The organism is Lentilactobacillus senioris (assembly GCF_026798195.1).
Classification (GTDB): Bacteria; Bacillota; Bacilli; order Lactobacillales; family Lactobacillaceae; genus Lentilactobacillus; species Lentilactobacillus senioris_A.
In genome coordinates this window covers 1-22,303 of record NZ_JAPQEZ010000008.1, presented here as the reverse complement: position 1 = coordinate 22,303, position 22,303 = coordinate 1, and the positions used below count along the sequence as shown (strand labels likewise).

The window sequence follows — 22,303 nt, the reverse complement described above, 5'->3', positions numbered from 1 at the left end:
ACTAAACCCCCTTAGTTTGGGTAAATTGTTCTACTGTGTCGATAAACTCATCACCCCGAACTTCAAAGTTAGGATATTGATCCCAGCTGGCGTTAGCTGGACTTAGTAAAATAATATCACCAGTATCGCTCATTGAATAGGCTACAGGAACAGCAGCCTTAACATCTGCCACCTTTTTAATATTAGTAATTCCCGCTTGTTGTAAGGCATCTGCTAATAGATCGGCAGTTTCTCCAAATAACACAGCTCCTTTAACGTGAGCTTTAAATTGAGGCACTAAACGTTCAAAAGTATAACCTCGATCTAGGCCACCAGCTAAGAGAACAATAGGTTTGTCAAATCCTTCCAATGCCATTTGGGTGGCTTCAATATCAGTAGCCTTAGAGTCATTATAATAACGACGACCATCAGCTTCCAATACAAACTGAGTACGATGCTTAACACCGGTAAAGGTTTCTAATACGTTGGTAATTGCTAAATTCGATTTGCCCATCACCTTAGCCACTGCAATAGCCGCTAACGCATTTTCTACGTTTTGCTTACCTGGAACCTTAATGTCATCCGCATTCATGATGAATTCATCATTGTAATAAAGTTTACCGTTATTTTCGTAAGCACCCTTGGTTAGATCAGCAGTCCGACTAAACGGAATTACCTGAGCTTTACTGCGTTGACTTAATTCCCGCCATTCTTCATTATTGAAGTTCACCACAAAATAATCATCTGCTGTTTGATTCATAGTGATTCTCATTTTAGCGTTTACGTAATTATCACGAGTTTTATGATAATCCAAATGGTTTTCAAAAATATTAGTTAAAACCGCTACGTGTGGATGAAGTTGATCGATTCCCAGTAACATGAAACTAGAAAGTTCCATAACAATGGTATCATCCTTAGTTGCATTCATAGCAACTTGAGTAGCAGGGATACCGATATTACCAGCAGCGTAAGCAGTTCCCTTTTCTCGTTCTTCATTTAAAATTTTAGCAATCATGGTGGTAGTGGTAGTTTTGCCATTACTTCCCGTAACTGCAATAATTTCAGCATCCGTAATTTGGTAAGCCAACTCTACTTCCGTAATGATTTTGGTATGGTTGGCTACTGCCTTTTGCACCACCGGATTATCATAAGGAATTCCAGGATTTTTAACTAATAAATCAAACTGAGCATTCAAAATAGTGTCTGGATGACCGCCAGCTACCACCGTGATTCCCAATGACTCTAATTCGTCTAAGCCTGCTAATTCATTTTCTGGCTTAGCATCGTTTAAAGTAACTGTAGCCCCAAGTTTTAATAATGTTTTTGCAGCATTAGTACCACTTTTACCGGCCCCTAATACTAAAATGTTTTTGCCTTCATAATCTGAAATTTTTTTCATATTTTTTCCTTCCTGAACTCTACTGAACTACTATTATTAATGAACTATTGAAAGTACTCCAGTAATAGCAGTTACTAACCCAATGAGCCAAAAAACAGTATCGACTTTCCATTCACTCCAACCTAACATTTCAAAATGGTGGTGAATTGGTGTCATTTTAAAGATTCTCTTACCAGTAAGTTTAAATGAAGCAACTTGTAAAATAACACTAGCAGTTTCGCAAACAAAGATAATTCCAATCCAAAGCAATGCTAATTCATGGTGAACTAAGATAGAAACAGTAGCTAAAGCGCCACCCAATGCTAAAGAACCCATATCTCCCATGAAAATTTTAGCTGGTTTGTGGTTGAAAACAAAGAATGCTAATAATGCGCCAACAACGGAAAAACAAAACATTGCAACACTAGTTTGTGACTGAGCTAAAGCAATAATTCCGTAAGCTGAAAAGGCAATTACGGAAAGTCCGGAAACTAAGCCATCTAAACCATCGGTTAAATTAACCGCGTTGGAAAAACCAACTAACCAAAAAATAATAAATAAAACGTAGCCATAGCCTAAATATAAATCAGGACCAAATGGCAATTTAATGGCTAATGGGAAGCCTTCGTTAACATATACAACCGCAAAAATTAAAGCACCAATAATTTGAGCAGTCATTTTTTGCCAGGCCTTTAAGCCTTCGTTTTGCCGGTGAAATAACTTAATACTGTCATCCCACATCCCAACTAAGCCGTACAAAACTAAAATAAATAACGAAATAAGTAGTGAAGGTGTTAATGCATGAAAAATAACCGCTCCTAACAAGTCAGCAATTAAAATTGCGACAATAAAGAGTAAGCCTCCCATCGTGGGAGTTCCTGATTTTTTTTCATGCCAACTAGGGCCTTCTTCCCTAATCATTTGTCCTTCTTTACGAGCCCGGAAATACTGAATCAAATTGGGCATAAATATCAACGTGATGAAGAAACTAATTACTGCGGGTACTATCCAACTTAACATCTATTAACCATCCTTAATTAATTATTCCAATTGTACTGTTAATGTATCTCCCTTACTAATAGCAGCTCCAGTAGAGATACTTTGGGAGTCTGCATAACCACTACCGCTAATTTTAAGTTTTAAGCCAGTCAGTTTACATAATTTCTTAATATCTGCCTTATTCCACCCATAAATTCTTGGCATGGTTTGCTTACCATTAGCTAGTATTATTAATCGCTGATTACCGGTAATGGTAGTATCTGCAGCGATTGATTGTTTAACAATTGTGTCACCCGTTCCAACTACCGTAGTAGTAATTCCCTTAGCAGCCAAATCTGATTTCGCATCGCTAGTAGTTTTATAAATCACACTGGGAACCTTAACTTTAATCTTATCGGCAGAGGTATTGCTGTCTTGTAATGCCCTAGCCATTACTGGCTTAAAGACCTCTGACAGTAATTGGGTAGCAGTCTTACTTCCAGATAGAGTAGGCTGCTTCATTGTAATATATAACACGTATTTAGGATCTTTGGCTGGGGCCATTCCGGCAACTGAGTAAAGATAACTGTCGTCACCAGAAGCATACCCACCACTACCATTACTTACCTGAGCAGTACCAGTCTTGGCAGCAATTTTATAACCATTAATCTTATAGTCATGGCCAATTCCATAGCTTTTATAAACTACATCTTCCATATGTTTACGTACCTTTTTAGCAGTTGAAGCAGAAATTGGCTTCCCCACTTCAGTGGTACCATATTTTTTCACAACTTTGCCGGTATTTGGATCCACAATTTTAGAAAGAATATGTGGTTTAACCATTGTTCCATTATTTGAAATAGCGGTTAGTCCCTGCATCATTTGCATAGCAGTTACTTCGATTCCTTGACCAAATGAAGTGTCTGCTTGTTCGATTGGGTAAGTAAACTGAATTTGGCCGTCAGTTTCTCCAGGTAATTCACTATTAGTACTTTGCTGTAAGTGAAACTTGTTAATATAATCTTTCCAAGTTTCAGCTCCCATACTTTGCTCTAAGTGAGCCATCGCAACGTTACTGGATAAGGCAAACCCTTTATCATAAGTGATATAGCCCCAACCATTGGTATTCCAGTCGGGAACCACCTTACCATCAATAATGTATTTACCTGATTGATAAGTAGCATTGCCGTTATAGTGACCACTATTAATGGCCGCTGCCATAGTAAAAATTTTCATCGTTGATCCTGGTTCATAAGAATCCTGAACCAAATTGTCAGACCATGAATTCTTAATCCCACTTAAAGTAGAAGCATTAAACGTTGGTCGTTGAGTAGCTGCCAAAATGGAACCAGTCTTGGCGTTCATCAATACCGCCGTCATAGAACTTGGATTAGCCTGCTTATAAACAGAACTCATCGCACTTTCCATCAGTGTTTGTAGTCGAGTGTCAATTGTGGTATAGATATTATCTCCATTTTTGACCTTTTTTTCTTTTTTCTTGCTACCGTTAATCTGGTAACCGTATAAATCGTATTGACTGTCTTGATAACCGTCAGAGCCCTTTAATTGTTTGTTAAAAGCTTGTTCTAAGCCCATTTGTCCGACCAAGTTAGTAGTTCCTGTTTTTTCGTTATTTTGAGATAACGCCACCCCAATAATATTAGAAGCAAAGATACCATTAGGGTATAACCGTGCTTGTTGTTGTACAAAATTAATTCCTGGCAAATGTTCAGCAGCAATTGCCTTTTTAGTCATTAATGAAATATTACTTCCAGCACTACCAAACTCTACTTGGAAAGTATCCTTATTTTTAGGTGATAAAATTTTCTTAGCTTTCTTTTGAGAAATTGGAAGATATTTAGCTAAGATCTTCGCGGTTTTAGTTTTATTAACCACATACATTGGTTTTTTGCTAGTACTTACCTGCTTTTTATCTAAAACGGCATAAATAGAGTAAGTGCTAGTATCTTCCGCAATTGGATTACCATTAGCATCGTATATCCCCCCACGTTTAGCCTTGATAGTTTGGGTTTGGGTATATAACTCTTTGGCTCGTTTATTTAAATTAACGTTCTTTACGTTTTTACTAACTGCAATTACCGTAAATCTAGTTGCTAATCCAGCAAAAACTATAATGCACAAAAAAAAGAGCCATTTTCCGAAGGTTTTGGTATTTACTTTCCCATACTGACCACCTAGTAGCTTTTCGAAAAAGGTCTTCATTTTGTAACATTCCTTATACGTGAATTCGAGAGGGACATACCATCCTTTTGGGCAATCGCTTCTAACCTAGTACTACTTTGTAATTCACTAATCTGTTGATCCAAATTAGTGTTTTCGGTACTAATCTTACTGCTCGTTGTTTGTAGCTGTTGTAACTTATGTTCTGAGTTTGTTAATGAAATTTTAGAATTAACCACGAGCACCATCAATAATGCTACCACTAGAGTGCACGCAACAATTAATAATTTTTCAAAGTTATTTACTTTTAGTCGCGGAGTAGCTATGGGAGCAGCAACTGTTTTCGGCTTACTAGGAACGGAAATTTTTCGTTTACTAGGAATATCAATTAAATTTTCTGCTAAATTGTTTTGGGCCATTTTTTGCACTCCTTTATTGATTAATTCGTTCGATTACCCGCAGCTTAGCGCTATGAGCACGATTGTTTTCTGCTAGTTCATCAGCCGATGGTAAAATTGGTTTTCTGGTAACGGCCTTAAATTTAGGTTTCAAGTTACTAGGAATTACCGGTAAGTTAGGTGGTAGTTCCGGCAAGCTAGTTTGTTCTTTAAACATCGTTTTAACTAATCTGTCTTCTAGCGATTGAAAGGTGATTACACTAATTCGACCATCTAAATTAAGTAGCTCGAAAGCTTGTTCTAGTGAATCTTCTAAGACAGTTAATTCATCGTTAACTGCAATTCGAATTGCTTGAAAAGTCTTTTTTGCCGGATGACCGCCATGTCTTCTAGCAGCAGCGGGAATCCCCGCTTTAATAACCTCTACCAATTCGAACGTAGTATCGATAGGCTTCACTGCCCGATTTTGTTCAATTTGGCGAGCAATAGACTTAGCGAATTTTTCTTCTCCGTAACGATACAAGATTCTTACTAATTGCTCGTAAGGCCAGTGGTTAACCACTTTCCAAGCGTCTAATTCTTGTTCTTGATTCATTCGCATATCTAAGCGAGCGTCAAAACGGTAACTAAAGCCCCGCTTAGAATCATCAAACTGCGGTGAAGAAACCCCTAAATCATAAACAATTCCATCGACATGATCGATCCCACGACTAACTAAATTAGTCTTTAGATTTCGAAAATTATCATGAACCAGTACTAACTTATTTTCATCTATGTATTGCTTTAACTGTTCTTGATTGTATTTAATTGCAGTCAAATCTTGATCAAATGAAAACAATTGCCCCTGATCTAGCTGTTCTACAATTTTGGTAGTATGCCCTCCCCCACCAAGGGTAGCATCTACATAGATACCATTGGGATCAATATTTAACATTTCCACTGCTTCATTTAGCAATACAGTTACGTGATGAAAATCAGTCATTACTTTCCGCCCTTAATCTTCTAATTTAAAAATCAATCATATTTTCAGCAATTTCGTTAAAGTTTTCTTCAGCTTCGGTACTAAACTCTTGCCATAGTTCCTCGCTCCAAATTTCAAAGCGATTAGAAACTCCTACTACCACACATTTTTTTACGATTTTGGCATATTGAACTAATGTCTTAGGTAGGTTAATTCTTCCCTGTTTATCTAATTCACACTCTACAGCTGCAGAAAAGAAAAAGCGGGTAAACGCCCGAGAATCTTTTTTGCTAACCGGCAATTCATCTATTTTTTCTTGGACGTTCTCCCATTCAGCCATTGGATAACCAAATAAGCAACCATCCATCCCCCGGGTGATAACAAATTTAGGGCCTAACTCCGATCGAAATTTGGCCGGAATAATAATTCGGCCTTTCGAGTCGATCGAATGTTGAAATTCGCCCATAAACACTGATATCACCCCTTAAATAAAGATTACATTCACATTCTACCACAATCCACCACTATCAACCACATCACTTTGGGATTTATGTTTTTCGTAATTAAAAAGGGCCTTATCACCTTTATTAAAGGATGATAAAGCCCTATTTATTAGAATTTATTCGTTGTGGAGGTTAAGTGGGGATAATATCATTTAAATGGTTAATCCCACCACTACAATCCACATAATTGGTGTTAGTAAATCGGAAATACGCCAATTAACTTTAAGTAACTTGGTTCTAGTTACCGGATGATTACCAAAAATTTTTACTAACGTCACAATTAAAACTACTACCGCCCAAACTAGCAAGTAACCAAACAACAATAACCATTTGTCACTAAATAAACTGAGCATGATTACGTAAATTAAACTTAAAACTGGTAAAAAATCCAATCCATTTATTTGTTTAAACCATTTATCAGCAAATCGTTTTTTTATGAACTGAACACCACTAACTAGCCCTACCATTAAAATAGTTTGAGCAATAATTATTAGTATTAATTGCATCATCAAACCCTCCGTTTTTTGTTAAGTTGCTTGCATTGCACTAAAATCAACGTTACACTAGTTTGGTAATTTAACTTGGAAAGTGGTGCAACAAATGGCGAAGAAGAAGTCTAAGTTTCAAAAGATCACCATGGTTTTTGTGTGGCTGATGATCATTGCAACCGTTAGTTCCCTGGTCTTATCCGCCGTGGTGACTTTGCTACAAAACTAAAAACAGACTATTAACCGTTAGCTTTGGCTGACGGTTTTTTTATTCTTTACTTTTAAAAACCTGTCGTGGTCGACTACCGTCTTGTGGGCCAATATAGCCTCGTTGTTCTAATTCATCAATTAGCCTAGCAGCTCGGTTATACCCAATTCTAAAGTGACGTTGTAACAATGAGGTGCTGGCCTTTTGTTGTTCCACCACGAAGTCTAGAGCGTCGTTGAACAGATCATCTTCTGCTTCTTCTTGTTCTTCAGTGTTAATTTCTTCATCACTCACTAACATTGACTCATCGTATTCCGCCGTTTGCTGTTTAGTAATAAAGTCAACTACTCGAGCTACATCTTGATCCGGAATGAAGGCCCCTTGTACTCGTACGGGGGTATTTTTATCAATTGGTAAAAATAACATATCACCACGCCCCAATAGTTTTTCAGCACCATTAGTATCGATAATTGTTCTAGAATCAATTCCACTAGACACCGCAAATGCAATTCTAGAAGGCACGTTAGCCTTAATCAACCCGGTAATAACGTCAACAGATGGGCGCTGAGTAGCCAAAATCATATGAATTCCGGCTGCCCGTCCCATTTGAGCCAGCCTAATAATGGCTGCTTCTACATCGTTAGACACCGTCATCATCAAGTCAGCTAATTCATCAACGATTACTACGATATAAGGTAAAGGCGGAATTTTAACTTCGTTTTCTTGATTATTTTTAGCCACAAAGTCATTAAAAGTACTAATTTTTCTTTGGCCAAATTGAGCAAAGAGTTCATAACGCCGTTCCATTTCACTAACCACTTTTTGTAAAGCCCGGGCTGCTTTTTTAGGTTCTGAGACCACTGGACTTAATAAGTGTGGAATCCCGTTATAAACTCCTAGTTCTACTCGTTTAGGATCAATTAGCATCAATTTCACCTGACTAGGTTTAGCATTCAACAGTAAACTGGTAATAATACCGTTAATAGCAACTGACTTACCACTCCCCGTAGAACCGGCAATTAAAAGATGGGGCATGTCTGCTAAGTCTGCTGTTACCACGTTACCATTAACGTCCTTTCCCAAAGGCACTTGTAGTAAATGCCCTTTGTTATCGGGTTGAGACTCAACAACGTCTCGAAACGAAACCGTAGCAATTTCTTTATTAGGCACTTCGATTCCGATCAACGATTTACCAGGAATCGGGGCTTCAATTCGAATATCCTTAGCCGCCAATGCCAAAGCGATGTCATCAGCTAAACTAACAATTTTACTAACCTTCACTCCAATAGCTGGGTGTAATTCATATTTGGTAACCGAAGGTCCTAAACTAACATGTTTTAATTCTGCCTTGACTCCAAAACTATCTAGGGTTTGTTGCAGAACCTTAGCATTTTTATCAATAGACTTTAATTCTTCCGACTGATCATTTTGAGGAATATCCGTTAATAATTCAGCCGAAGGTAAACGATAATCTTCATCTGCCGGAGCATCAAAAGCCATTGGCTCTGGGGATTCAGAATCAGTTGATTCTTCTGGATGGTTTTTGGCTACCGGTGCTTCTTTAGCCGGGGCCATCCCTACTGAAACCGAAACTGGTTGGCTAGATTCTGGTTCAGGTTCTGGTGTTGCCACGACTGGGGCCTTTGGTTCTGGAACAACTTTTTTATTACTGGCTGCTTGTTGTTTTGCTTCTAGTTTTAATGCCCGCCGTTGAGCCAATTGACCACCCAAACGAACAAGCGCTGTTCGGACCACATTAAACCACTCTTGAACTTGCTTAGTTTGAATGCCAAATAAAATGGCTAATCCACTAAAAACGCAAACAATGGCAATCAAACTAACCCCGATATTTCCCACTAAAAAATGAATTAGTTGGTATTCATAGGCACTGATAATTCCGCCACCAACATTGGAATTTAAATTACCAGACGTAAAGTCACCGCTAATTCTCTGCCAAGTTACCGCCGATAAAATAGCACTCAAATGATCTTCTCTAGCTTGTTGCAAGCTCAAATAAAGCAAAATCCCATTTAAAGTTAATAAACTACCACCCCACCAGCGAGTAGCTACTTTAACCAAGCGACCTAATATTAAATAACTGCTCCCAATCGCAAAAATAATCAGTAACGCTACCGCATACACATTGCCGGTAATGATGCGACAGATATTACCAATGAAAAGACCAACAATTCCCGCCTTAGCCAGTCCCAAAATAGCAATTAAGAGGAGAACAGCTCCACCAACGTTTTTTTGGTACTGGTTGGTCTTTTTCTTACTCTTTTTTCTCTTAGTTGTTCGTTTGGCCATGGACTATCCTTTCTGCAGTTTACTTTAGCTTATCGTTTTCGTAAGTGTGGCTTTTTTCTAAGTGATTAAAGTTTTGTTGTCGTAAAACTTCATAAATCACGATTGCCGCACTATTAGACAAGTTAAGAGCGCGAATATTACTGTCGTCTTGAGGAATTCGAATTGCTTTTTCAGGATTTTTACGCATAAACGGTTCCGGTAAACCGGTAGTTTCCTTTCCGAATAAGAAATAATAATCTTGGTCAGGAACACTATAATCCGGATCTACATAAGTTTGTTCAGCAAACTTAGAAACCAAGAATAAGTTTTTAGGATTGGCAACCGTACTAATAAAAGTCGGTAAATCTTTATGCCGGTTAATTTGAACTTTATCCCAGTAATCTAATCCAGCTCGTTTTAAGTGCTTATCGTCAATCGTAAAACCCAATGGTTCAATTAAGTCTAGTACCGTATCAGTTCCGGCACAGGTTCTAGCAATATTACCAGTATTAGCTGGCATCAATGGTTCAAATAATACAATATGATTAGTCATGTTTTTCCTCGCTTTTTAAAATTGTTGAACTAACATCGTGACGCTCACGGTAATCTGAGACATACTATTCAACTGCTCAGTAGTTACCGGTTGACTTCCCTGTCCCCAATGAAGTGGTGTCATAATCAAGAGATCTTGGTTATTGACCTGGCTTAAATCAAATTGGTATGTAATTTGTTGTTGGATACTGTTAGGATAGTGCTTTACAAACAAATCTACAACCTCCTTATTGGAATAAGCTTGATTTTTACTGCCCTCTGGATATAGTAAGTGGCGTAATTCCATCAAGTAATCCGAATTAGGAATTATCTTAATTAGCTGGCCGCCTGGTTTAACTACTCGATTAAATTCTCCGTATGCTGATGGTGAAAAAAGATCAAAAATTACATCCATTGAGTGGTCATTAAATGGTAATCTAGCTAAATCAGCTACACAGAAAAAGGACGGTGTAACTTGATTATTAGCCAAATTAATCCCCGGCTTAGAAATATCAAACCCCACGCCGTAATCTTGATTTCCTCTTAGTTGCAGTAACTTATTTAACGGTGTTCCTTCACCACAGCCGACGTCTAAAATAGCAGCATTAGGAATATTAATTGTTTCAGCTGCTTTAGCTAAAATACCGTCGAAGAGTCCGGCTTGAATGATCCGTTGCCGGGCAGCCAACATTTCTCCATCGTACTCGCCAGAAAACTTTTTGGCCAAAAAATACAATGTTCCTTTTTTATTTAAGTCAAATTGGTGCCGATTAGGGCATACTAATCCCTGTTCATCTGCCGTTATAAACGGTTGTTCACATACCGGACACCTAAATAAATCTAAATGGTCAGTTAAAAACTGCCTTGCAATCTCAATTTTCTTCATTTTTCCCTCCACAAACGCAATCCATTATATCACGTTCACAGTCTTAAAAAGTTGGTATAATGAAACTATTAAATTCAAGGAGCTAGCTATGGCAACCAAATTCAATGTTTCAGTAGACGCATCGTTTCGAGATAAATTTCAAATATTTGATGAAAACGAACACCTGTTAGCTAAAGTCCCCACTAATTTAGCCAGTGATTTTTTCAATATTTTTTTAGGATGGTTAATTAACATCCCCCAAACCTTTACTTTTCAACTTAATCAACAGTCAGTTGCCGTTAGCAATCATCCCAAATTTTTAGGTGCTTCTGCTACCATTAACGTAAATCAACAACCAGTAGCCCAGCTTAGTCGCCAACGTAAAAACGTCCCCCCATTCACGGTCGAATTAGCGGGGCAACCACTAACGGTAACCACTAACAGTGGATACTTTGCCGTTCACGACTCTAAACGCAAATTAATTGTAGCCAAACGCGGATCTCACAACTTTGATCGTTATTCCGTAGTGATTGCTGATGAAATTTCCCCTGCAGTGGGTTTAGGAATCACTATTGCCGTTTTAAGTGCCATTAAACATTAATTACTGAAATAAAAAAGGGGATTTTGACTTAATAAAGTCAAAATCCCCTTTTTGTTTCACAATTTATTTAATCGTTTAAATACTGGTTACATCCATTTGGTCGGCTTGCTTTATTGCTAATTTCATATCCACAGGCAATGGTGCCTGACAAGAAATAATTTTGGCACTAAACGGATCATAAAATCTGACTTGAAAACAGTGCAATGCTTGCCGCTTCATTTGTTGATTATTAGGATTATATAACCAATCTCCCAACAACGGATGACCTAACGCCGTCATGTGAACCCGAATTTGGTGCGTTCTTCCCGTATGTAACTGAATTTTTACCAGTTCCATTTGAGGCCAACGTTGTTCAGACCAAAATTCGGTGATCGCCATTTTACCATCAGCAACTATCTGTCGTTTAACAAATGATTCCGGATCTCTACCAATAGGCAAATTAACTTCGATATGTGAGTGCTTGAAATTACCCACTACAATTGCTAGATACTCTTTTTTTAAAGTATGATCTTTTAATTGCTTGTCCAACACTGAATGAGCCATGTGATGCTTGGCAAAAATGACCAAGCCACTGGTATCTCGATCCAAACGGGTAACTATGTGGACCCGTTGATTTTCATAGTGTTGCCGTTCGTAATAGCCTTTAACGCGATTAACTAATGAATCATTGGCATAGATATGAGCCGGTACAGAAGCCACCCCAGCTGGTTTATTAACTACTAGCCAGTTAGAATCTTCATAAACTATGTCTAAGGCCACATCAGATGCTGGCACGTGATCATTGCCCGGTTCTGGTGGTAAAGTCACCGTCACTACATCCCCTGCAGTAACCATAAAATTAGTCAACTGTTCAGTACCATTAACTTTAATTTGCCCACCATGAAATTTAATTTGCTTTAACAAGGTTCTGGTAACTCCGTGAGCCATAATCACAGTCCTTAATTTTTGTGGATTATTTTCCGTTACTCGCCATTCAAAACTAGTCATCTTGCACTCCGATAAACGAGTTGCTGACTCGCTGCCAAAAATGAGTGTGCCGATATTGAGCAAATGCTACCCGTTGTTTAGCAATTCGGTATTCAATGGTTGCAATTGGGCGGCCCGAAATAACTTGCTGATCACAAGTTAACACCGGTTGACCACTATCTTCAGGAACAATCCGCACCCACTCTTCTGGTGGAATAATAATTGGTGAACCCAGTGTTCTAAAAACCCGATTATTGATGGAAGAAATTTCAGAAATTTGTAACGCATTTAATGCGGGATTAATGATTGCACCTCCGACCGACTTATTGTAAGCCGTGGAACCACTTGGCGTGGAAATACATAATCCATCTCCTCTAAAACTTTCAAACCTTTGGTCTTTAATATACACATCAGCAGTCAACGTCCCACTAACTTGTTTAATCGTCGATTCGTTTAACGCTAAGGCATGGTCGGCACTACCGCCATCCCGATAATTAATCGTGATGTCTAATAACGGATAGGTTTCACTTTGCCCATTATCGTTTTCTAAGCTAGCAATTAATTCATCAACCTCATAATCCCGCCAATCCGTATAAAATCCCAGGTGGCCGGTATGAATTCCCACCAACCGAATCTGCTCACTAATATCTGCATAATGGTGAAAAGCTGATAACAGGGTTCCGTCTCCCCCTACAGAAATTACAATTTCGGGATTAAGACTATCTAGCTCCAATTTATCCGATTGTTCGATTTCGGCTTTTAGTCGTTCCGCAACGTTATTTGATAATTGAACTAGATTACTATAAATTGCTACTCTCATTTATTTGTTTCCTTTCCCGGTTTAATTAATTTTCGGGATCATTATCTTTTTTAGTTTCTTGAAGTTCCGCACGAATTTCAGACATTTCTTCATCCAACTTGAATGCCGCTTCCGCTGAACTGCGCAAACGTTCTGCCAATCCCGCCGGAAAAGCACCATCATACTTATAATTAAGGGAGTGTTCCACGGTGGCCCAAAAATTCATTGCTAAAGTTCTTACCTGAATTTCCGCCTTTATTACTTTTTCTCCCGAAACCATTTGAACTGGATATTCAAACACGATATGATATGAACGATACCCACTTGGTTTTTTATTGTGAACGTAGTCTCGTTCCTCTAAAATATTAATATCAGTTCTTTTTCTCAGTAAATCCACCACTTGATAGATATCGTCGACAAACTGGCACATGATTCTTAATCCAGCAATATCTTCCATATCTTGTTCTAGGCGATCTTCGGAAATATGGCGTCTAACCATTTTTTCCTTAATGCTAGCTACTGGCTTAACTCTGCCAGTCACAAATTCAATTGGACTCCGACCGTCAATTTCCATAAACTGCGTTCGTATTCCTCTTAGTTTTACTTTTAATTCATTAACCGCTTGAGTGTAAGGAATTAAGAGTTTATCCCAATTTTGTTCCAATTTGTCACTTCCAATCTTTCAAGCACATTTAAATTTAACATTCACTGTCTGATTTTAACACAATTCTGGATTCTTTCGATTCCCAGGCAAAAAAATTGTTTTTTACAGATATTTTGCTATTCTATTTGTTGTAGATAATAAAACTAGTTTAGTTGCGACTATGGAGGCTAACTTTGATTTTAGAAATGTATTTATTTATTGACCCGTTGAACTCTAGCTGTTACGAAGCTGAACAAAATGTCCTTACAATCGCTTCTCAACTAGATACTAAGTCCATCGTTCACTTTGTTCCCATGCTAAATATCCAAATTCTCCATGAATTTGCTAAAAATAATCCAACTGTAACGACTAACGAAGAATTACATTATAATATTATCTTAGATTATCAAGCAGCTTCGTTTCAAGGTAAACGTAAGGGCCGCCAATTTTTATTAGCCTTGCAAAAAGCGGTTTTACAAGATAATTTAAAATACAATGAACAATTGGTTAATCAAATTATTACTCAAATTGGTTTAGATAGCGAAATGTTCGCAGAAGATCGCCGTTCTGAAATGACTAAACAAGTCTTTCAAGAAGATCAACAAACGGCTCATGAATTAAAAATTAAAGATCCTAATTCTGTAGTAATTTTTAACTCTGCAATTGATGATAGTGGCCTTCTCTTAAGAGATTTTAACTATGCTTCCCTTTTTAATTTATGTCAGTACACCATTAAAACTCCCCAACAGATCGATCTAACGACTGCTCCTGAACATACCGAAGGCATTGCTGACTTTACTAACTATCAAGCCAAATAAAGAACCCCGCGGGGTTCTTTTTTTATGCTTTGATTAATTTTTCTAATTGATCTAGTCGTTGCTCAAAAATCTTAAAAGCATCTTTTAAATATTCGGCTTGCGTCATGTCCACTCCAGCTCGTTTCATAACGTTAATCGGTTGGTCAGAACTACCGGCTTTTAAAAAGTTTAAGTAAGCAACTCGTCCCTTATCACTAGCTTGGATTTGTTCTGCTAATGTGGTAGCTGCTGCAAAGCCAGTTGCGTACTGGTAAACATAGAAATCGTAATAAAAATGTGGAATTCGTGACCATTCTAATCGAATTTCTGGATCGGAAATTACTGCTGGTCCATAGTATTTTTGATTTAATTTTAAGTATTCCTGATTCATAAACTCTGCTGTTAATGGTACTTGATTAGCATCGGCTTCATGGATTAAACTTTCAAATTCAGCAAATTGAGTTTGTCTAAAGACCGTCCCTTTAAAACCATCCAGATAATAATTCAGCACAAATTTAGTCATTTCTTCATCATCCGCAAATTTTTTCAACAAGTAATCAGTTAAAATGTTTTCGTTAGTAGTAGAAGCAATTTCAGCGACAAAAATAGAATAGTCCCCGTACTGGTATGGTTGTGCTTGGTGGGAATAATAACTATGCATACTATGACCAGTTTCGTGAATCAGAGTATAGAGATTATCCAAATTATCCTGCCAATTTAACAAAATAAACGGATTAGTGTCATACATTCCTGACGAATATCCGCCACTGCGTTTATATTGATTTTCCACTACATCGATCCACCGACCATTAAATTCTTGGTGCACATTATTAACGTAATCTGGTCCCAGCACTTCTAGCGCAGCTAACGATAACTTTTGAGCTTGTTTATAGGAAATTTGTGGACTCTTAGTTTTCATTAATGGGGTGTACAGATCATACATATGCAACTCGTCGACCCCTAAAATTTGTTTACGTAGTTCTACGTACCGATGCAATAAATCTAAGTGGTTATTAACTTCATCAATTAAAGTAGTAAAGACGGTAGTCGGAATTTCATTTTCTGATAAGGCCGCGGTCAATGCACTATCATAATTTCTCAAATTAGCACTTAAATTATGAGTTTTAACATTAGTTGCTAGCGTAGACGCCAGTGTATGTTGGAACTGCTCATAAACTGAATATAACTTGGTGAAGGCCTCTTTACGGACTTCTACCTTAGCCGATTCCAATAAAACACTATAAACACCTTGAGATAATTGAATATCTTGACCAGCATCGTTTTTGACTACTGGAAAACTAAGATCCGTATTATCTAAAATACCAAACGTTTTAGCACTAGCTTCAAAAATATCACTAGCTGCCGCTAATACTCCTTCTACTTCTGGACTTAAAATGTGAGCTTTCTTTGCCAAAATAACGGCTAGAAAACGCTGATACTGACTTAATTCAGGCACTTGCTGATAGAAAAGTTCCAATTGAGCAGTTTCAATTGCCAAGACGGCTGGTTCAAACCAAGCTGTTTTTTCCGCAAAACTAGTAAGCAAAGTTTCAGCTCGATCATTTTGCACCTGACTAGCATTATCATGAGTATCTTGATCGTTTTTTAATTGAGCATACACGGCTAATTTTTCTACTTGCCGTCCTACTTCTAATACTGTTTGCACTGCGCTTAGTAGTTGTTGGCCATTGTTAAATTCATGGGGTTGTTGATCAATTAGTCCCAAATTTTCTTGAGCTACCCCAAAGGCTTTTTCGAAATCAACCTCATCTTTAAAAATCGTTGTCAAATCCCAGGTTAATTCTTCTGGAACTTCATTTCGCTTAGGTAATTTTTGTACCGTTGTCATTTTAGGTATTCTCCTTATTAGTCGTTTAATTCGACCAGTTGGCTCTTTTTTGTTCCCAATCTTCAAACCATTCAGGTCGTTTAATAATAATTACTTTATCATAAGTTTGCTTCAAGTACCCAGCAGCAGTTAATTCTTGAAGATATTGTAAAAAAGCTAACCGGTAAAAGCGCTTGAAATTAATAATTTGGTAAAAAGTTAAGCCGTATTCTTGAATTGTTTCTGTATAAATTTGATTTAATTCCGTTTTTAAGATTCCTTGGGAATCACGTTCAAACATTTTAATGGTCACTAAAATACGCCAAAATAACGTTTGACAGCCAAAAATTGGAAATTGCGCTTCACTAGGATGACAAATTAAAGGACAAGCTGGCAAAATTCGACCTACTTGGTAACATTGAGTCACCATAAAGACCAATGTTTTATTTTTCATTTGAATTTGATTGTTAATAGTTGTTAACTGTTTAAGTTTCTCTTTAAGTGTTACCCTTCGTTGGTAAAATGAACATTGCTGTAAAAATTGTTTCAGTTCCTGATAAGAAACATATTGAGATTCATGATATTCGTACTGCCCTGCTACTTCTATAATATCAGCCCATAAGACAAATCGAGTTCGTTTAGCATCCCAAAATACCAAATAAAAACCTAAATTAACATCAAATCTGGCAAACTTTGTTAAGGTTTGCGTTGTTAACCGTTGGCTTAAATATGGATTTCCTAAGATCCAAACTACTTGCACTCCCATTTGTGAGTAACCTTGAGTACGCTGTTGCAAGCGGTCTTGATTAATGGGACTACATTGGTATTCCAATGCCAACTTGACGGTTGGTAAATAAATATCGGCCCGTTGTTTCACCTCGTCAAACGTTGTTTCTAATTGAGCGGCTGGATCCCAATTTTGGGCCATCTGTAACAACGATTTTTTGCCACCTAAATGCAGTTGACTTTCATTTTCGGCAAACATATTACAACCACTCTTAAGATGGGCAAAATGAGCAATTTTTACGGATCCCCGTCTTAAAAGTACTAGCTGTAAACATCCGGGACAAATAAAATCCTGAGTGTTTTTAACTTCACTTGCCAATACTAATTTATCATTTCTTTTCGCCATTAACACTTTATTTCACCTCTAAAGGTTAAGTACGAAAAACAACACTTATTTCAATAAAAAAACACCCCTATAGGGTGTCTAAAGTTGAGTTCGTCCAATTTGTAAAGCATTACCAGCCATAAGTAAGGTACCATGTTCATGCAACACGTCGGCGGTTACCTTGGTCTTTTCGGCAAATTCACTAGCAATTGCTACTGCATCGCTAACACTCATATCAATATCTGAGTCGGTGTTTAAACGTAACTCTAAGAAAAATTGATCTTGGAAACGATATAAATTGGCAAGACCATTATCAATTTCTAATGCTTTACTCAAAGCTAAAAAGTCATCAAAGGTCTTAAAAGTTAAGATGGTAGTAGAAACCATTGGTGCGTATGGGTCATTTTTAGGTTCGGAATTAGTTTGATAATTTGCTGCTTCTTCATTTAATGCTTCGCTATTTTTTAACAGGTCGGAAACATCAACTCCGTCTGCCTTGTCATTTTGAGCAAATGGTGTGGCTTTACTGATAAACAGCTCCAGCCCATCTTGATTGGGTAATACTTGAAAAGTTACCGCCTCATTATCTTGGAATTGGTGATTTTGGTCAACTTCTTCCAAAATACTGTAGAAGAAACTTTCGATTTGTTTTTGATTTCCTAACAAATCTAGCATTCGAATTCCCCGAGCATCAAGATCATCATTATCGATCAAAACTCGAATCGTATCTTTATTAATTCTTTCCATTTCCATTTCTAGCCACCCCTTTCAAATATCGGATCACTGATACCCAATATTGTACCATGAATCTAACAGGTGTAAATCATTTGACTAGAAATGCTATTACTTTAATTTAGGCATCAGCGAGCATTCTTTCCAAATCCAATTTTCTAATTTTTCTTGGCAAGAAACGTCGAATTTCATCGTCATTGTATCCCACCTGAAGTCTTCTAGTATCAATCATAATTGGGCGTCGGATCATTTCTGGATGTTTTACCAATAAATCTAGTAATTCGTCTAGTGTTGCTTCTTGAATTTTCTTTTTAAATACTTTATAAGTATCGGAACGAGTGGAAATTAAATCATCGGTACCAGTTTCTGATAACCGCAAAATATATTTTAATTCCGCCTTGGAAAGTGGATCCACGAAAATATTTCTTTCAGTATAATCCACTTCATGTTCATTTAACCAAGCCTTGGCTTTGCGACAGGAAGTACAGCTGGGGGTTGTTAAGAAATCAATAGTCATAATAAACTCCTCCTTATATCCGTCTTGTTGATAAGAGTATACAATAAAAGAGTCAAAAATTCAGCGACTTCATAATTTTAACTAATAAAGACCATAATCTAGTTAAATATTCATAATTAGATTAGATTGCGCAATTTCCACTTGAATCCCTACTCCCGCACTATTTTGAGCTTGTTTTTTAAGTAAATTTAGGTCTCCTTCAGCCGGCAAATGAGTTAGTAATAATTTCTTGACATTAGCATTTGCTGCAACATTACCAGCTTCATCAGCCGTTAGATGCCAGGCAGTTCCAGTATGGTCAGCAAAGAAATTAGTATCCGCCAGTAAAAGATCGGCATTTTGAGCAAAGGAAATTAAACCTTCAAAATAACGAGTATCGGCCGTAAACACTAATACTTTATTCGTTTTCTTTTCAACAATTCGCATGGCAAATGCAGTTACCGGATGTTCCGTTTTTAAAAAAGTTATTTGAAAGGGTCCTAATTCTAAAGTTCGTTGAGGATCATAAGCATAACCTTGACTTGAATTAGGCCACGTTAATTTTGCAAATTGTTCTGTATCCATAGAATGCCCATAAATAGGTAATACCGGTTCTTTTGGCCGTTTAGAGTGTAATTGCCAATAATATTGTAAAACGCCCACATCAGCTATATGATCAGCATGGTAATGAGATAAAATTACGCTATCCAATTTAAGCGGATCCATAACTTTTTCTAATGCTAATAATCCCCCACTACCACAATCTAGTAGTAAAGAGTACCCCTCACTTTCTAATAAATAACAGGAAGTAGCATCACTATGGGCGGGATAACCACCTAAAAAACCAAGTACAGTAATTTTCACGAAAAAATCTCCTTGTATTTTAATGTTCAAATTATAGGTTAATCCTTTGGCATGGTCAATTAAAAAACGTATAATGGAATTAGAAATGAGGTGTTCATATGATTTCACAAATTGCAATTACGTTTGGTAGCGAGAAAATTCTTCGAGATATTATGGCTAAAAACCCTGATCGAAGTCTTTATCTTTATAGTAATCAAGATGACAGTGGTAAATTAATGTTACTGGATGCTAGTGGCTCTAAATCGATTTTTAATTCTCCAGTAACTTATGATGTTTTAGGCCATTCTGGAAATGATCAATGGAATGGATTCATCAACTTAACCACCATTGCTTTAGATTCTGATCAACAAAAAATATTTGATGCTAAAATTAATCAACTCATGGCAGCCTCACTTCCTGACGGAATGAATTCTATTTATTCAATGAACTACCATAAGGACATCAATCAACGCGTACTACTAACTACTTGGGATAACTTTGATAGTTATAGTGTTTGGCAAGAAAGTACAGACTTCGCCAAAAAATATCGTATCTCACCAAGTTTTTACATGAGTAATAGTAGTTTTGTACCAGCTAAAAATAAAAAAGACGATAAATAAGAAGACTCCCAACAGTGAATAAATCACTGGAGGAAGTCTTTTTTATTCCATATTCATACAATTACAAGCAACTTCAGTTGGAGCAGTTTGTTTTTTAGCGGCTAATAAATTAATTAAGTCATCTATGTCACCTTTAGAAATTGGATTGTTTTCAATCACTTCTTTTAATACCGTTCCGATTTGCATAGCACAAACTTGCTCGCTTAATTGAGCTCCTACATCAAGAGAGGCTTCGGTTTCAGACATGGTTGCCTCATATACTTTATGATTTCCTTTAACAGTTGAACTTAAAAAGCCCTTTTTTTCTAAACGTGATAACAATGTTTTAATTGTTGAAACACTCCATTGAGTATCTGTTAATGATTCAACTACTTGACGGCTAGTAGCTCTTTCAAGTGTCCAAATAACGCGCATTACAACCCGTTCGGAAGAGGTAATAGTTTGTTCTTTAACCATATTATCTCAGTCTCCCCTCGATTAATAACTACAATTGTAGTTTATATACATAAAAAAAACAAGCCACCAACGGCTTGTTTTGAGACGGTCCGTACGAGACTCGAACTCGTGATCTCCTGCGTGACAGGCAGGCGTCCTAAACCAACTAGACCAACGGACCAAATTGCGGGAGCTGGATTTGAACCAACGACCTTCGGGTTATGAGCCCGACGAGCTACCAGACTGCTCCATCCCGCGATAATATTATATAAGTATGACCAATGACCCGTACGGGATTCGAACCCATGTTACCGCCGTGAAAGGGCGGTGTCTTAACCACTTGACCAACGGGTCATATATATTAAAAAACGGAGAAGGAGAGATTCGAACTCTCGCGCCGCTTACGCGACCTACACCCTTAGCAGGGGCGCCTCTTCAGCCACTTGAGTACTTCTCCAATGGGCCTAAATGGACTCGAACCATCGACCTCACGCTTATCAGGCGTGCGCTCTAACCAGCTGAGCTATAGGCCCAAAAAAGCGGGTGACGAGAATCGAACTCGCGACAACAGCTTGGAAGGCTGTGGTTTTACCACTAAACTACACCCGCAAAATATTATTATAAAAAGTGGCGCGGGACAGAATCGAACTGCCGACACATGGAGCTTCAATCCATTGCTCTACCGACTGAGCTACCGAGCCAAAACCGGTCCGTACGAGACTCGAACTCGTGATCTCCTGCGTGACAGGCAGGCGTCCTAAACCAACTAGACCAACGGACCAAATTGCGGGAGCTGGATTTGAACCAACGACCTTCGGGTTATGAGCCCGACGAGCTACCAGACTGCTCCATCCCGCGATAATAAGGAGGATGAGAGATTCGAACTCTCGCGTGGTTTAACCCACCTGACGGTTTTCAAGACCGTTCCCTTCAGCCAGACTTGGGTAATCCTCCATAATATATAAAAAGCAAAACCTACGGTCCATCATTAAAGATGAATCAATGGACCTTGTAGGACTCGAACCTACGACCGGACGGTTATGAGCCGTCTGCTCTAACCAACTGAGCTAAAGGTCCAGTTTTAGGTTCAAGACCTATATCGCGGCAGAGGGGATCGAACCCCCGACCTCCCGGGTATGAACCGGACGCTCTAGCCAGCTGAGCTACACCGCGATCAAGATAGCTAAAACACATATAGCTATCGGGAAGACAGGATTCGAACCTGCGACCCCCTGGTCCCAAACCAGGTGCTCTACCAAGCTGAGCTACTTCCCGTTAATAAAATGCACCCAGTAGGAGTCGAACCTACAACCTTCTGAGTCGTAGTCAGACACTCTATCCAGTTGCGCTATGGGTGCAATAAATGCCGAGGACCGGGATCGAACCGGTACGGTCATCACTGACCGCAGGATTTTAAGTCCTGTGCGTCTGCCAATTCCGCCACCCCGGCATAAAAGCGGAAAACGGGATTCGAACCCGCGACCCCCACCATGGCAAGGTGGTGCTCTACCACTGAGCTATTTCCGCATATGCCGACTAGAAGATTCGAACTTCCGACCCCCTGTTTACAAGACAGGTGCTCTGCCAGCTGAGCTAAGTCGGCATACAATATTATGCGCAATAATATTCAATTAATGAGCCGTGACAGGCTCGAACTGTCGACCCTCTGATTAAAA

The 22,303-nt window shown here is 38.2% G+C and carries 23 protein-coding genes and 17 tRNA genes; 4 read left to right on the top strand and 36 right to left on the bottom strand.

What is annotated here, in order from left to right; genetic code table 11:
• Position 1: 1 nt before the first annotated feature.
• The 7 genes from murD to OXT66_RS08725 form a co-directional block, all read right to left on the bottom strand.
• On the bottom strand, positions 2 to 1,378 hold the full coding sequence (murD, locus tag OXT66_RS08755) for a UDP-N-acetylmuramoyl-L-alanine--D-glutamate ligase (RefSeq protein ID WP_268596975.1): 1,377 nt from the start codon (positions 1,376 to 1,378) through the stop codon (positions 2 to 4).
• Between the two features lie 36 nt (positions 1,379 to 1,414).
• Positions 1,415 to 2,377, bottom strand: coding sequence for a phospho-N-acetylmuramoyl-pentapeptide-transferase (mraY, locus tag OXT66_RS08750; RefSeq protein ID WP_268596974.1), 963 nt, complete (start codon positions 2,375 to 2,377; stop codon positions 1,415 to 1,417).
• 21 nt (positions 2,378 to 2,398) lie between these two features.
• Entirely contained in the window at positions 2,399 to 4,558 is a 2,160-nt protein-coding gene (locus tag OXT66_RS08745; RefSeq protein ID WP_268596973.1) for a penicillin-binding transpeptidase domain-containing protein, read from the bottom strand.
• Positions 4,555 to 4,935: a cell division protein FtsL gene (gene ftsL / locus OXT66_RS08740; RefSeq protein WP_268596972.1), complete on the bottom strand. Its 381-nt coding sequence runs from the start codon at positions 4,933 to 4,935 to the stop codon at positions 4,555 to 4,557. Before ftsL ends, OXT66_RS08745 begins: the two co-directional genes overlap by 4 nt.
• A 13-nt stretch (positions 4,936 to 4,948) precedes the next feature.
• Positions 4,949 to 5,896 (bottom strand): 16S rRNA (cytosine(1402)-N(4))-methyltransferase RsmH, encoded by a 948-nt coding sequence (rsmH, locus tag OXT66_RS08735; RefSeq protein WP_268596971.1) that lies wholly within the window; start codon positions 5,894 to 5,896, stop codon positions 4,949 to 4,951.
• A gap of 25 nt (positions 5,897 to 5,921) precedes the next feature.
• Positions 5,922 to 6,347, bottom strand: coding sequence for a division/cell wall cluster transcriptional repressor MraZ (gene mraZ / locus OXT66_RS08730; protein ID WP_268596970.1), 426 nt, complete (start codon positions 6,345 to 6,347; stop codon positions 5,922 to 5,924).
• A gap of 183 nt (positions 6,348 to 6,530) precedes the next feature.
• The gene (locus OXT66_RS08725; RefSeq protein ID WP_268596969.1) at positions 6,531 to 6,887 is read right to left on the bottom strand and encodes a DUF3397 family protein; all 357 of its coding nucleotides are present in this window, start codon (positions 6,885 to 6,887) and stop codon (positions 6,531 to 6,533) included.
• 91 nt (positions 6,888 to 6,978) lie between these two features.
• Between OXT66_RS08725 and OXT66_RS08720 the strand changes: the two genes are divergently transcribed.
• On the top strand, positions 6,979 to 7,095 hold the full coding sequence (locus OXT66_RS08720) for a DUF4044 domain-containing protein (RefSeq protein WP_082620566.1): 117 nt from the start codon (positions 6,979 to 6,981) through the stop codon (positions 7,093 to 7,095).
• Positions 7,096 to 7,134: 39 nt separating this feature from the next.
• Here the strand turns inward: OXT66_RS08720 and OXT66_RS08715 are convergent, their stop codons facing one another.
• The 3 genes from OXT66_RS08715 to OXT66_RS08705 are packed head-to-tail and all read right to left on the bottom strand — an operon-like array spanning position 7,135 to position 10,777.
• Positions 7,135 to 9,381, bottom strand: a complete 2,247-nt coding sequence (locus OXT66_RS08715) for a DNA translocase FtsK (protein WP_268596968.1) — start codon at positions 9,379 to 9,381, stop codon at positions 7,135 to 7,137.
• Between the two features lie 19 nt (positions 9,382 to 9,400).
• Positions 9,401 to 9,913: a tRNA (cytidine(34)-2'-O)-methyltransferase gene (locus OXT66_RS08710; protein ID WP_268596967.1), complete on the bottom strand. Its 513-nt coding sequence runs from the start codon at positions 9,911 to 9,913 to the stop codon at positions 9,401 to 9,403.
• Positions 9,914 to 9,928: 15 nt separating this feature from the next.
• Positions 9,929 to 10,777 (bottom strand): methyltransferase domain-containing protein, encoded by an 849-nt coding sequence (locus OXT66_RS08705; RefSeq protein WP_268596966.1) that lies wholly within the window; start codon positions 10,775 to 10,777, stop codon positions 9,929 to 9,931.
• 88 nt (positions 10,778 to 10,865) lie between these two features.
• On the opposite strand from OXT66_RS08705, the gene OXT66_RS08700 reads away from it, so the two are divergent.
• The gene (locus OXT66_RS08700) at positions 10,866 to 11,357 is read left to right on the top strand and encodes a hypothetical protein (protein ID WP_268596965.1); all 492 of its coding nucleotides are present in this window, start codon (positions 10,866 to 10,868) and stop codon (positions 11,355 to 11,357) included.
• 75 nt (positions 11,358 to 11,432) lie between these two features.
• Here the strand turns inward: OXT66_RS08700 and OXT66_RS08695 are convergent, their stop codons facing one another.
• The 3 genes from OXT66_RS08695 to OXT66_RS08685 are packed head-to-tail and all read right to left on the bottom strand — an operon-like array spanning position 11,433 to position 13,786.
• Positions 11,433 to 12,344, bottom strand: coding sequence for an RluA family pseudouridine synthase (locus OXT66_RS08695; protein ID WP_268596964.1), 912 nt, complete (start codon positions 12,342 to 12,344; stop codon positions 11,433 to 11,435).
• The gene (locus OXT66_RS08690) at positions 12,337 to 13,143 is read right to left on the bottom strand and encodes an NAD kinase (protein ID WP_268596963.1); all 807 of its coding nucleotides are present in this window, start codon (positions 13,141 to 13,143) and stop codon (positions 12,337 to 12,339) included. Before OXT66_RS08690 ends, OXT66_RS08695 begins: the two co-directional genes overlap by 8 nt.
• A gap of 25 nt (positions 13,144 to 13,168) precedes the next feature.
• Positions 13,169 to 13,786 (bottom strand): GTP pyrophosphokinase, encoded by a 618-nt coding sequence (locus OXT66_RS08685; protein ID WP_268596962.1) that lies wholly within the window; start codon positions 13,784 to 13,786, stop codon positions 13,169 to 13,171.
• Between the two features lie 173 nt (positions 13,787 to 13,959).
• On the opposite strand from OXT66_RS08685, the gene OXT66_RS08680 reads away from it, so the two are divergent.
• On the top strand, positions 13,960 to 14,583 hold the full coding sequence (locus OXT66_RS08680) for a DsbA family protein (RefSeq protein ID WP_268596961.1): 624 nt from the start codon (positions 13,960 to 13,962) through the stop codon (positions 14,581 to 14,583).
• Between the two features lie 22 nt (positions 14,584 to 14,605).
• On the opposite strand, the gene pepF is transcribed toward OXT66_RS08680, so the two are convergent.
• From pepF to OXT66_RS08655, 5 genes are all read right to left on the bottom strand, one after another.
• Positions 14,606 to 16,411: an oligoendopeptidase F gene (gene pepF / locus OXT66_RS08675; protein ID WP_268596960.1), complete on the bottom strand. Its 1,806-nt coding sequence runs from the start codon at positions 16,409 to 16,411 to the stop codon at positions 14,606 to 14,608.
• Between the two features lie 25 nt (positions 16,412 to 16,436).
• The gene (locus OXT66_RS08670; protein ID WP_268596959.1) at positions 16,437 to 17,522 is read right to left on the bottom strand and encodes a competence protein CoiA; all 1,086 of its coding nucleotides are present in this window, start codon (positions 17,520 to 17,522) and stop codon (positions 16,437 to 16,439) included.
• A 78-nt stretch (positions 17,523 to 17,600) separates the two neighbouring features.
• Positions 17,601 to 18,254 carry an adaptor protein MecA gene (locus OXT66_RS08665; protein ID WP_268596958.1) on the bottom strand — a complete coding sequence of 218 codons (654 nt, stop codon included), beginning with the start codon at positions 18,252 to 18,254 and terminating at the stop codon, positions 17,601 to 17,603.
• A gap of 100 nt (positions 18,255 to 18,354) precedes the next feature.
• Positions 18,355 to 18,750, bottom strand: a complete 396-nt coding sequence (gene spx / locus OXT66_RS08660) for a transcriptional regulator Spx (RefSeq protein WP_268596957.1) — start codon at positions 18,748 to 18,750, stop codon at positions 18,355 to 18,357.
• Between the two features lie 102 nt (positions 18,751 to 18,852).
• Entirely contained in the window at positions 18,853 to 19,593 is a 741-nt protein-coding gene (locus tag OXT66_RS08655) for an MBL fold metallo-hydrolase (protein WP_268596956.1), read from the bottom strand.
• Between the two features lie 98 nt (positions 19,594 to 19,691).
• Between OXT66_RS08655 and OXT66_RS08650 the strand changes: the two genes are divergently transcribed.
• The gene (locus OXT66_RS08650) at positions 19,692 to 20,192 is read left to right on the top strand and encodes a monooxygenase (RefSeq protein ID WP_268596955.1); all 501 of its coding nucleotides are present in this window, start codon (positions 19,692 to 19,694) and stop codon (positions 20,190 to 20,192) included.
• A gap of 42 nt (positions 20,193 to 20,234) precedes the next feature.
• Here OXT66_RS08650 and OXT66_RS08645 read toward each other — a convergent pair whose 3' ends face one another.
• The 18 genes from OXT66_RS08645 to OXT66_RS08560 form a co-directional block, all read right to left on the bottom strand.
• Complete coding sequence (locus tag OXT66_RS08645) at positions 20,235 to 20,648, bottom strand: CopY/TcrY family copper transport repressor (protein ID WP_268596954.1); 414 nt, start codon at positions 20,646 to 20,648, stop codon at positions 20,235 to 20,237.
• Positions 20,649 to 20,733: 85 nt separating this feature from the next.
• A tRNA-Asp gene (locus OXT66_RS08640) sits at positions 20,734 to 20,808 on the bottom strand.
• A gap of 3 nt (positions 20,809 to 20,811) precedes the next feature.
• Positions 20,812 to 20,885 (bottom strand) — tRNA-Met (locus tag OXT66_RS08635).
• Positions 20,886 to 20,909: 24 nt separating this feature from the next.
• Positions 20,910 to 20,981: transfer RNA gene (locus tag OXT66_RS08630), tRNA-Glu, on the bottom strand.
• 15 nt (positions 20,982 to 20,996) lie between these two features.
• Positions 20,997 to 21,084: transfer RNA gene (locus tag OXT66_RS08625), tRNA-Ser, on the bottom strand.
• Positions 21,085 to 21,086: 2 nt separating this feature from the next.
• A tRNA-Ile gene (locus OXT66_RS08620) sits at positions 21,087 to 21,160 on the bottom strand.
• Between the two features lie 5 nt (positions 21,161 to 21,165).
• Positions 21,166 to 21,236 (bottom strand) — tRNA-Gly (locus tag OXT66_RS08615).
• 19 nt (positions 21,237 to 21,255) lie between these two features.
• Positions 21,256 to 21,328 (bottom strand) — tRNA-Phe (locus tag OXT66_RS08610).
• Positions 21,329 to 21,333: 5 nt separating this feature from the next.
• Positions 21,334 to 21,408 (bottom strand) — tRNA-Asp (locus OXT66_RS08605).
• 3 nt (positions 21,409 to 21,411) lie between these two features.
• Positions 21,412 to 21,485, bottom strand: a tRNA-Met gene (locus OXT66_RS08600).
• Between the two features lie 6 nt (positions 21,486 to 21,491).
• Positions 21,492 to 21,581, bottom strand: a tRNA-Ser gene (locus OXT66_RS08595).
• A 49-nt stretch (positions 21,582 to 21,630) separates the two neighbouring features.
• Positions 21,631 to 21,704 (bottom strand) — tRNA-Ile (locus tag OXT66_RS08590).
• A gap of 22 nt (positions 21,705 to 21,726) precedes the next feature.
• Positions 21,727 to 21,800: transfer RNA gene (locus OXT66_RS08585), tRNA-Met, on the bottom strand.
• Positions 21,801 to 21,828: 28 nt separating this feature from the next.
• A tRNA-Pro gene (locus tag OXT66_RS08580) sits at positions 21,829 to 21,902 on the bottom strand.
• Between the two features lie 9 nt (positions 21,903 to 21,911).
• Positions 21,912 to 21,985 (bottom strand) — tRNA-Arg (locus OXT66_RS08575).
• A 6-nt stretch (positions 21,986 to 21,991) separates the two neighbouring features.
• Positions 21,992 to 22,077: transfer RNA gene (locus OXT66_RS08570), tRNA-Leu, on the bottom strand.
• Between the two features lie 5 nt (positions 22,078 to 22,082).
• Positions 22,083 to 22,154 (bottom strand) — tRNA-Gly (locus OXT66_RS08565).
• A 3-nt stretch (positions 22,155 to 22,157) separates the two neighbouring features.
• A tRNA-Thr gene (locus OXT66_RS08560) sits at positions 22,158 to 22,230 on the bottom strand.
• Positions 22,231 to 22,303 lie beyond the last annotated feature (73 nt).